The sequence below is a fragment of the Colwellia sp. E2M01 genome (genome assembly GCF_018860585.1).
Classification (GTDB): Bacteria; Pseudomonadota; Gammaproteobacteria; order Enterobacterales; family Alteromonadaceae; genus Colwellia.
Window position 1 is genome coordinate 72,485 of the sequence record NZ_JAHKPR010000010.1, and the last position, 10,906, is coordinate 83,390.

Here is a 10,906-nt window from a genome sequence, read left to right on the forward strand (position 1 = left end):
TACATAAGCATTAATTAAATAAAAAGCAGTTACTGATAAACAGTAACTGCTTTTTTTATACTTTTACATTAGCTTATATTGAAGCTTTGATGGTTTAGAACAATAGCCTTACGGGGCTGCTTGATACATATCTGTTTGTGGTACAACAAACTTAGAATGGAATTTAGCGGATAATACACCTTTACGATGTGCTAGAGCTCTCTCTAGTTTCTTAGCAACTTTCGCGATAGCGGCATAAAGTTTTTTGTCTGACGCATTTACGGTAACTTTTTCTCCTTCGTACAAGGTGGTTACTTCAAGTTTTTGCTGGTGTGGCTCAACGGTTATCGTTGAATCTAGCGTCATAATTGACGGATAATGTTTAGAGATTTTGGCGAACTTACTTTCGATAGACTGCTTGATACCTTCTGTAATTTCTACATGATGTCCAGAAACGTTAATCTTCATAATCTTACCTCTCGTTGTCATCTTAATCATTTACTTCAATTTCATAATCCTCCTCTTGTCATCAAAATGCAATAGTAAAATGCTAGATAAATGCAATTAAATGTAACTGGAAATTAAGATACTTTTATTCGGGGTATGATGATTATTAGGGCATGAAAAATGCTTATCAGCTAGCTTTCAAAGATAGAATAGCAATAGGGCTTTTTGAGAATGGAAGACGTAGGCAGGAATTTATTTTCGCTTATTCATAAAGGTGCACTTTAGATCCCACCTACAACAAATAGTTACTTTGGCGGACTCGCCTGAAGTCAAATTTTTATTTTAGACTCAATTGTTTATTTTAGACTCTATTGAATATTAGCTAAGTGATTTACAAAGGATACCAGATAATACACTTTAGGGATGACAGTGTTTAGTTTGATGATAATGGCAGAGGTAGGCGTGAATTACGTTGCATAAATGCAACGTAATAGACAATGCATATCGTTTTGTTCATGCTTATTTAAAATGCCTATCAAAAAAATCAACAATAGTAGTATTTAAATGCATTTTCACTTTTTTACCATTCATACTGTGTTTACTCCCCGGATAAGTCATTAATTCAAATAACTTGCCTTCATCTTGTAGAGCTTTCATTAACTTAGTTGAATGGGTAAAGAGTACATTGTCATCAGCCATGCCATGGTAAATCATTAATGGACCATTTAAGCCTGCAACATAAGGAAGTACACTACTTGCCTCATAACCTGCAATATTGTCGCTAGGGTGATTTAAATAACGTTCAGTGTAATGAGTGTCGTATAAACGCCAATCAGTAACAGGTGCACCACTAACTCCGGCTTTAAAGTACTCACCAGCTTTGAACATTGCCATTAATGTCATATAACCACCATAAGAATGGCCGTAAATACCAATACTGTCTTTATCAACATAAGAGAGAGATTGTAAATATTTTACTCCGCTAATTTGATCGCTAATTTCCAGTTGACCTAAACCTTCATAAATAGGAAATTCAAAAGCAGTACCGCGATGGTTAGTGCCTCTGTTATCTAATTGAAAAACAATATAACCTTGTTTTAATAAATACTGGGTTAGATCAAAGCCTTGCCATTTGTTAATAACGTGTTGTGCTTGTGGACCACCATAAACATTAACGATCACAGGGTACTTTTTGCCTGGCACCATGTCTTTTGGTTTGTATAGCTTGTAATACAAAGTGGTTTTTTCATCTGCAGAGGTTATTGCCCCAAATTCAGGTGAAACTAAATCATCATAGTAAGGTGCAATAGGGTGAGTTGGGCTAACTTTGTTTTCGGTTAACCAAGTGAGTTGTTCACCATTAGCCGCATGTAAACTTACTTGCTCTGGCGTTGTTATATTTGAAAAGTTATCTATATAATTTTCATTGTTTTTGCTAAACATAACCTGATGAACACCATTACGTTTGCTAATATTCTGCACATGTTCAGGAAACTTGCCACTAAGTGGTACTTTATATAAATGACTTTCAAGTGGTGTATCAGCGCGGCCAGTAAAATAAACCCAGCCTTGTTTTTCGTCAATGGTTGCAAGTGAATCAACTACCCATTCACCTTTGGTTAATTGTGCAATAAGTTTACCGTTGAGATTGTAATGGTACAAATGTTTGTAGCCATCTCGCTCAGAAGCCCAAATAAAGGTTTTATTATCTTTTAAAAACCTTAGATCATGATGTAGGTTAAGCCAATGGGTTGATGTTTCAGTCACTAGGGTGTTTTGACGACGATTTTTTAGGTTGTAACTTATTAACTTTAACGTTTTTTGATCACGACTTTGCCACTGATACGATAAACGCTTACTATCGTTTAACCAATTGACTCTAGGTATATAGATATCTTTATTGTCGCCAGTATCAATAAATTGAATGTTGCCATCTTTAATATCTATTATCGCCAGTTTTAAAGTGACGTTATCAGTGCCCGAAGTTGGGTATTTTTGTTCTATTAATGCTATTTCTTCAGCATATATTTCATTACGAATAATAGTTTCTACCGGTGCATCATCAACTTGTAAAAAAGCGATATGTTTTTCATTAGGTGACCACCAATAGCCAGTCATGCGATCCATTTCTTCTTGGGCGACAAACTCACTCATACCGTTTTTAATCGATCCTTTGCCATCGCGGGTTAGTTGAGTTTCCTTACCTGAACTTATATTAAGGATATAAATATTTTGCGCGCGAATATAAGAAACAAAATTACCTTTGGGTGAAAACTTGATATCCGTTTCAAAGTCAGCAGTTTGCGTTAACTTTTTAGCGACTTGAGTTGCTATATGGTAATGGTAAATATCACCATTAATAGGAAATAATAAAGCGCTACCATCATCTGAAAATTGATATTCCATGATGCCAAAGCCATATACACGCTGGCGCTCGCGACGAGATTTTTCTTCATCTGATAAAGTTTCAGAGCCGTCGAATAAGACTTGAGAGTCAACTAATAATTTATGCTCTTTACTTGCAAGGTTATATTCCCATAAATCGTAATGATTTGAGTCTTCAGTTTTACCTTGTAAATAAGTGACGCGGCTACCATCAGGAGAAAACTGTAATGACTTAGGTGTTTGACCATTAAGTGATGGCGAGCTATAGATGCGCTCAAGTGTTAATTCATTTGTTGTGTCATTTATTATTGGCATAACTGTTTTACCAGTGGTTTTGTCGGTGTTGTTAGAATTGGCGTTTTTTTCACTAAATTCTTGTTTTAACTGTGTAGTAACTGTTGCAATACTTTGCTTAGTACTTTTTTCTTTAGTGTCGACTTCTATGCTTTTTTCTACGCTTGCTTCAGTATTTTTTTCAATAGCTATTTCGGTACTTATTTGGGGAGCTTCTTTTACTTCACTATCGGCTAATGCTTGTATATAAAATGAAGTTGATAATAAACAAGTGAGTGAAAAAAGTATTTTAGTCATGATAAATTTCATTGCTATCTCTTAGTTATCTAACTGAGCTCTTTTCCTTGCTCATTATGGTAAAAGCTTATTGTAAAAGTGAAAATGGAGTCGCTGATATTACCATAAACTCATATATCGCTTGTTCTTTTGTATATGTGTTTATGGTCACTTTATTTAATGGAGTTTTATTAATGCTACTTATTTAGAGTTATTTAATTAACGCTATTAGCTCATGAATCGTTTTTACCGCTTTAATGTTAGCGCCTAAACCTTCCATTGATTTATGGTAATTACGATATGGAATATATATTTCGGTAAAACCATGTTGTGCAGCTTCTTTAACGCGTGGTACACCACTATCTATTGGTCTAACATCACCATTTAAACTCAACTCGCCCATAATGCAGGTAGTACGAGGTATCACAAAATCATTCAAACTACTTAATAAGGCGGTAACTAACGCGAGATCGATACAGGTTTCAGACTCATCTATTTTTAAACCGCCAACAATATTAAAAAAGGTATCGTGAAATATTTTGGTTTTGGTGTGTTTACGCAATATTCCAGTTAACATTTTTATGCGGTTCATGTTTAAGCCAACACAAACACGTTGTGGAAACTCTGCTTCGGTTTCTGTGGTTAAGCATTGAATTTCTAAAAGCAGATTTCGATTACCTTTGCGAATACAGGTGATGGTTGAACCTGGAGATTCAGTACTAGAGCCAGATAAAAATATTTCACTTGGGTTATCAACGCTAAGCATACCTCGCTCACACATTTTGAAAATGCCGACAGTATCAATATCACCAAAACGGTTTTTGTTGGCGCGTAAGGTTCGTATTTGCCCGTCGTTAGTGTCTATATGCAGTAACGCATCAACAATATGTACTAGTGTTTGTGGACCAGCAATTTCATTGTTTTTATTAACATGAGCAATAATAAACATGGTTACATCGTTTTGCTTACAGTATTGCGTTAAGGCTTGAGCACTACTTTTTACTTGTGACGGAGAGCCAGGGCTACCGTTGGCATTATCAGTAACTACCGCTTGAATAGAGTCAATTACTGCGAACTTAATCTTATTTGTTTCTAACTCTTCGATGATTGCTTCAACGCTTGTTTCAGCAAGTAAATATAGCTGTTCTTCGTTGTAATCGAGTTTTAATCGGTGTACGCGGTTTTTAAACTGAGAAAGTGATTCTTCCGCAGTACAATAAAGTGATGCCATATTTTGTGACATGCGGGCAATTAAATCTGAGAGTAGGGTGGTTTTACCAGCGCCAGGATCACCTGAAATAATATTTACAGAGCCTGTGGTTACGCCGCCACTTAATACGCGGTCAAGCTCACCAATGCCTGTTAATCTTTTTTCGGCTTCGGTTGATTGAATTTCATTAATTTTTTTAGAGCCGCCACCGGTAAGTCCGGCATAACCACCATTACTGGTAAGGCGAGAGCTAGCACTTTTATTGCCTGCCTTAGGTATTTTCATTTCAACAATTGTATTCCAGGCGCCGCAACGGCATTGTCCTTGCCAACGATTATAGTTCAACCCACAATCTGTACATACGAACTCTATTTTTGCTGCTTTTGCCATTTAAATTGATACCTATTTATGAACACGACTATGACTGAAACGATAACGGACTTTAACACTGGACTTACAACTCAAATTTTCTAGGTAAGGCTAGTGAGTTGCGGTATTATTTATAACGCTATTAAATTTTTAGCTTTATTATAAGGTTTACATTAGGAGTTAGCATTATAGAATTAAAGAAACAATTAAAAAAATTCAAATTAAATGAATGACTTTGTACTTTTGTGCTAACTTTTTTCTAATGAGGCATAATATTGCTATGTTTTTAAAGATAAATTTGTTTAGATTACAATGATTTTAATTTTGTTGTCTAAACTAATAATATAAAGTAATAAAAACTAAAAAACACCGCTATCAAACTCGGTTTAATTGCAGTCTTTAACTGTAGAATATAAGTTAATAAAATAATTATGAATAAAGATTTTAGCAAACACTATGAAATTATTAATAATTTACGTGGTGAAGTAAATAAAAAAGGCTTTGAACCTAAGTATAATGCGGCGACCGAACATTTAAGTAAAAATGAACGATTTTTACTTAAAATGGAATTAAAACGTTTAGCGTCTCCTTGTACCCGTGCTATTGATTTACGGGGATTGGTTAAAGGTGATTGTCAGTTTTTTGATTTTCAGGGGCAATCACACTTTTTAGATGAAGTTGCTATTGCTGCTTTTAAAGAAAGTGTAGGTATATATGGCGGTTATACTTTTGGTGTTTATGAAGATGTTAAAGATGCTAAAAATAGTTTTCGTAATATTTATGAAAACGAACAAATAAAGCCGAGTACAGTCGACAACGTTAGCAGTACTAATAAACCCAGTGTTGAAAAACTGCAATATACAGCCAAACTTCACCTGTTAAGTAACTACCCAGATCGCGCAGAAGAGCGGATGAATTATGCCATTCCGATCACCTTAAAAGTGCATAATCAACGAGAAATATCTACTACCAGTATTGATATTAGTGTACGCGGAATAAAGTTTAAATTGATAAATGAAATGGGCTTATATAAAGGTGATGTTATATCTATTGCTTTTACAGGATTAGAGCAAGAATTTCAGTTTACTAAAGATTCATTATTCACCTTTGAAGTGAAAAATGTAAAACGTGATTCGGGTACGCAAATTATTGGCTGTAAGCGTATTAATATTTCCGATAACGATGCTTTTGAACGTTTTTTGATAGGTTATATTCAAGGTAATAAACGTCGTTATAAAATTAATTTAGACAATACTTTAGCTGCATTACAATCAAGAAGTTTTGAACAATTTTCGTTAGTAAAGGTAAATGAGCTACCTATATTTTTGCAAAATAAAAATAAAAATAAAAATAAAAATAACAACTCAGAAACGTTCTTACCTCGTTATGCCTTAACAACTAAAAATAATAACAAGCAATATCAATACTGGAAAGATGATAAAAATCAGTCAGCATTACATTTTTTGATAAACCCAGAACGACTGCAGTATTTACTTGAGTGTAAAGAGCAAGGCAAGTCTTTACTTGTGTTTAGTTTTTTTCATGAAAATAAAGGTAACAAGTTTTTTTACACTTTAGATGAGCAACATCTAAAAGAAGACAAAGTGTTTTTTAAACAATTTTTAGCCTTTGCAGCAACAAAAGAAAGTTTTGCTGTTACGGCATTAAATATTAAAAAAGTGGATACTGAACATGCATATTCACCTTTTACTTTATCAAATACAGCAACTAAACAAGAAATTTACTTAAACCCACCTGTTTCAAATGAAGTTAATCAAATAATTAAGCAACTACCTTATATCGTTACCGCTATTGATATTACCGACAAAACGGCAAGAAGTGATTATAAATCGCTAGGAGCCACGGGAATTGATCCAGATAAACTTAAACGACTTGGTTGTAAAGTTACAGCGACGAAAACTGTTGATGAAATAGTGTTAAGTTACGGCCACCAACGCCAAGAGATGCGCTTTAAATATGAAACGCCGGTAACTATTGAATGTGAGTCTGTAAAATGGTCAGGAACTTCGGCTGACTTTTCTGTATCAGGTATGAAAATAAATTTAGCGAGTCCTGCAACTTTGTCTAAAGATGATATTGTTTATTTAAGCTTTCCTAAATTACAGAAAATAACTTCAGAGTTTGATCTTAGTAACTTGCCTTATAAAGTTATTCGAGTAAATAAGGATAAAACAGAAATTAATTTACGGGTTTCTGTGAAAGAACATCAACATATAGGTCGTTCATTTTTTAAGTTACTTATAAATAAAAATAAGAACAAATTAACGCCTGATGAATACGCCATGTTAACGCCGGGTTTATCTGATGCATTAAGAACTTTATATGCAGTAAATATGTCGATACCGTCAGCGATAGTGCAATCAAGCGGTAGTCGTTATAAGGTGGAAAGCTTGGTCGCAGGGCAGTATGGATTACAAAACCATAATAATCTTTTAGCTGATATGTTACGTTTAAGTGATCGCCGTGGTTACTATAATCTTTACCCGTTGTTGAGTAATTTAGGTGTTCGTAACTTACTTGATCAGTATATGAAAAAACTACTAGCAACAGATAGTGCGATAAATGAGCAACTTTATATTGCCATTAAAACTAATATAACTGACGTAGAAAGCTCTGTTGAAATAAGCCGAGTAAGTGAATTAAAGACAGCTGAATTACGGCATGCATTTATTAAAGAGGCTTTAAAGCAAGGGCGGTTCTATAGTGTTGATTTAAAGTTATCACGAAGTGATGAAGCACATATGGAATATTTAAACCCAGAGCTAGCGTATGTTAGCTCATATGCCATTCATCGTGGTAAACAGATTGAACAAGAGATATACAGTGTCGCAGGTTTAGTTCAGCTGGTTGATTCGACACAAGAAGCTTTATTAAGGCATATTCTGGTAAGTGAGCTAGATAATAACTAATTTGTTATTAAAAGTTATATTGTGAGTGAGCAGGTTGCGATACTTATAACGTAACTTGATCAAAAAAGCCTCAGTGAAAACCCTAAATAGGTTTTTCACTGAGGCTTTTTAGTTAGTGCTTATGACGTTAGCGCTTTAGAAATTATAAGTTAAAGCTTACTACCATGCATATATAATGGATTAGATAGTTAAGCTAACCAATGTAATAAGCAGTCTAAGCCTTGTACATTGATACTACTATCAGCTTGCGCTAACACAATTGGTTTAGCATGAAATGCAACACCAAAACTTGCTGCGGCCATCATCACTAAGTCATTAGCACCATCACCCATTGCGACAGTTTGACTAGGTGGAATCGAGTACTCTTCACTTAAAATAGCTAATGAGTCAGCTTTTACTTGTGCATCAACAACATCACCTAAAACTTTACCCGTTAATTTGCCATCAACAATCTCAAGAGTGTTAGCAAAAGCAGCATCTAAACTTAACGTATCTTTTAAGTGATCGGCAAAATAAGTAAAACCACCTGAAGCAATAGCAATACGCCAATTATACTTTTTAAGTTCAGCAATTAAGGGTTTTAAGCCTGCCATTAAAGGGATGTTTTTTGCCACATCACTTAATATACTCACAGGCGAATCTTCTAAAGTAGCAACACGTTGATGTAAGCTTTGAGCAAAATCTAATTCACCTTGCATAGCACGTTCGGTTACTTCTGCTACTTCTTCGCCAACACCGGCAAGAATGGCTATTTCATCAATACATTCAATTTCTATTGTGGTTGAATCCATATCCATTACTAATAAACCGGGCTCACTTAACCTTGGTACTTTATTTAATAAAGCAGCTTCAATGTTATTGGCTAAAGTAAACTCTGCTAGAGTTTTACGCGAAGCTATAAAATCGGCACAGTTTACTTGAAAACGATAACTGGTTTGATTATTGCGGTGATTAATAGTGTTTAATGAGGTTATTTCAAGCTTAACTTGCTCTGTTAATGCGAGTAGCTGAGATAATGTCAATTCTTGAAAAACAACTAGTTCTGTTTTATTTTCGTTGATGTTTGTTTGGTTGCTCTTTTCACCAATGTTAAGTGCTTGTGTGGAAAAGGTGAAAGTAACAGGTAATTGAGTATTTATTGGGTTTTGAGCTAAATATTGCTCAAGTGATAAAGGTAATAGATTGCTGATTTCAGGCACGTTAATTCTCTAGGCTATTGGTATTTATGTAAATATTAAACTTCACATCAGTTAATAATCTAACTATAGTGAGATTATTAATGTAATAAAACAATTATAGCCGTATTATGAAGCAAGCCGAGCCGTTTTTATACCCTAAATTATCGTCGACTTATAATAAAATTTTCCAATTAATTGCTGCCATTGTACTGATCGTTCTATTGATGAGTATTTGGCAATCGATGAGTAAACGCGATAACGAAAATTTAACTGAACATTTTAATTATATTGCTAAGCAACAGTTAAAACAGGCTATTGCTGGTATTGCGGTAATTCTTGAGCAATCTCATGAAAATAAAAATAAAGAAGCCAGTTTTTTACAAGATTACCTCGACGGCTTAACCAAGGTTAATTTCGTTAATCAGGCCCATTTATACGACGCTACAGGAAAATTACTTGTTTCAAGTGTTTCTATTGGAAAAGATAAACAGGGTAATGATGTTATGCCCGCACAAGCAAAAAGTATTAATGATCTATATGGTGTTTCTCCTTTTCAACGTAACTTAACGTCAACCTTTACTCCTTTTATTGAAGAGATCAGATATACCGATCAAAATATTGATAAATTACATGGATATTTACGCTTTACTATCGAGCCGAGTTATTTAACTAAATTATTAGCCAAAGCTGATGAAGAGAAGCAATCGTTACAGCGCTTAATGTTGTTATTAGCGGGCGTCGTTGGCTTTTTATTGACTCGCGGTTTAAACCGCTTTAGTCGACGTGGTTATCGGTTAAATACTAAACCAAACGTAGATCAAACATAATTTATATGGTTAATTAAATGTGGCTAAAAAATACTTGTTCTATATTGCTCTCAAGCTGATTCGCAATTTCTTCGACATTTTCTGTACGTATATTCGTTAGTACTTTAAATATCTGAATAATATTAACTGGTGAGTTGTTTGGTTTTTTTGTTGCGTCACTTTCATATGTCATAAGTAACTCGTCACTCTTTACCTCATTACTCATAACTTCTTTACTTAACGGCATTGATGGCGCGTCAGTTTCCAGTACTAAACTTGTTAACGGTAAACGCTTAATGGCGTTAATGGTCTTTTTTGCTCGTGAATAGGTGATAGTACTGCCAACGCCGAGTTTAAAGCCTAAGTCTATATAATTTACTGCTTGTTGGTAACTGCCCGAAAAGCCGTGAATAATACCTGCTTTGTTTAATTTATAGCGTTTTAAAAAAGGCATTATTTTATCGTGAGATTGCCTGTGATGAATAATAACTGGTAAGTTTTGTTCATTTGCAATATTCAGCTGATAATCAAAAAAATGTTGCTGATGATGCCAGTTATCTTCAATACTTTGCCCATGTGCTTCCGCTTTTTTAGCAATAGCGCCATCAAGACCAATTTCTCCAATAGCAATAATGTCACTACGAGCTTGCTTAACACTTTGTGTTAATTGTGCAAGATGTGTGTCGTTTAAGTCTTGTAAAAACCAAGGATGAATACCTAAACAAGGATAAATGCAAATAGGATCTTTGTGATGATTTTTCGCTAACTCAAGTACTTGGTTAAAGTTGCTAGGTGATATTGCAGGGACAATAATGCGGTTAATATTGAGCTGCTGGCATTGCACCAGTAACTCAGGAAGGTGCTCTTTAAAAGCAATGTCATCAAGGTGGCAATGGCTATCAGTAAATTGCATTATTGCCTCCGTTGATGGTTTAGCTATATTAATAGTAGTCGTTATCCCCGAGTTATTTATCGGGGAGCTATTCTTGTATTTTTTAATGTCTTAAAAACTAGATTCCCGACAGGACACTT

General features: G+C 34.6%; 7 protein-coding genes. 2 read left to right on the plus strand and 5 right to left on the minus strand.

Annotation, left to right across the window (positions count from 1 at the left end; all coding sequences use genetic code 11):
* Positions 1-108: 108 nt before the first annotated feature.
* The 3 genes from raiA to radA all read right to left on the minus strand — a co-directional run bounded on the left by raiA (position 109) and on the right by radA (position 4,981).
* A complete protein-coding gene (raiA, locus tag KO502_RS01105) occupies positions 109-447 on the minus strand; it encodes a ribosome-associated translation inhibitor RaiA (RefSeq protein ID WP_216020710.1) in 339 nt (112 codons plus the stop codon).
* 498 nt (positions 448-945) lie between these two features.
* Positions 946-3,126, minus strand: coding sequence for a DPP IV N-terminal domain-containing protein (locus KO502_RS01110; RefSeq protein ID WP_216020892.1), 2,181 nt, complete (start codon positions 3,124-3,126; stop codon positions 946-948).
* A gap of 466 nt (positions 3,127-3,592) precedes the next feature.
* A complete protein-coding gene (gene radA, locus KO502_RS01115; protein WP_216020711.1) occupies positions 3,593-4,981 on the minus strand; it encodes a DNA repair protein RadA in 1,389 nt (462 codons plus the stop codon).
* Positions 4,982-5,391: 410 nt separating this feature from the next.
* Here radA and KO502_RS01120 point away from each other — a divergent pair, with 410 nt between their 5' ends.
* The gene (locus KO502_RS01120; protein ID WP_216020712.1) at positions 5,392-7,890 is read left to right on the plus strand and encodes a PilZ domain-containing protein; all 2,499 of its coding nucleotides are present in this window, start codon (positions 5,392-5,394) and stop codon (positions 7,888-7,890) included.
* A gap of 188 nt (positions 7,891-8,078) precedes the next feature.
* Here the strand turns inward: KO502_RS01120 and serB are convergent, their stop codons facing one another.
* Complete coding sequence (gene serB, locus KO502_RS17280; RefSeq protein WP_216020713.1) at positions 8,079-9,089, minus strand: phosphoserine phosphatase SerB; 1,011 nt, start codon at positions 9,087-9,089, stop codon at positions 8,079-8,081.
* A 107-nt stretch (positions 9,090-9,196) separates the two neighbouring features.
* Here serB and KO502_RS01130 point away from each other — a divergent pair, with 107 nt between their 5' ends.
* A complete protein-coding gene (locus tag KO502_RS01130) occupies positions 9,197-9,895 on the plus strand; it encodes a hypothetical protein (protein WP_216020714.1) in 699 nt (232 codons plus the stop codon).
* Positions 9,896-9,908: 13 nt separating this feature from the next.
* Here the strand turns inward: KO502_RS01130 and KO502_RS01135 are convergent, their stop codons facing one another.
* Positions 9,909-10,787 carry a TatD family hydrolase gene (locus KO502_RS01135; protein ID WP_216020715.1) on the minus strand — a complete coding sequence of 293 codons (879 nt, stop codon included), beginning with the start codon at positions 10,785-10,787 and terminating at the stop codon, positions 9,909-9,911.
* Positions 10,788-10,906: the final 119 nt, after the last annotated feature.

Coding starts and splice junctions, on each gene's coding strand:
- KO502_RS01130 (WP_216020714.1), top strand. CDS start 9,197: ATGAAGCAAGCCGAGCCGTTTTTATACCCTAAATTATCGTCGACTTAT.
- KO502_RS01135 (WP_216020715.1), bottom strand. CDS start 10,787: ATGCAATTTACTGATAGCCATTGCCACCTTGATGACATTGCTTTTAAA.
- KO502_RS01110 (WP_216020892.1), bottom strand. CDS start 3,126: ATGCCAATAATAAATGACACAACAAATGAATTAACACTTGAGCGCATC.
- raiA (WP_216020710.1), bottom strand. CDS start 447: ATGAAGATTAACGTTTCTGGACATCATGTAGAAATTACAGAAGGTATC.
- radA (WP_216020711.1), bottom strand. CDS start 4,981: ATGGCAAAAGCAGCAAAAATAGAGTTCGTATGTACAGATTGTGGGTTG.
- KO502_RS01120 (WP_216020712.1), top strand. CDS start 5,392: ATGAATAAAGATTTTAGCAAACACTATGAAATTATTAATAATTTACGT.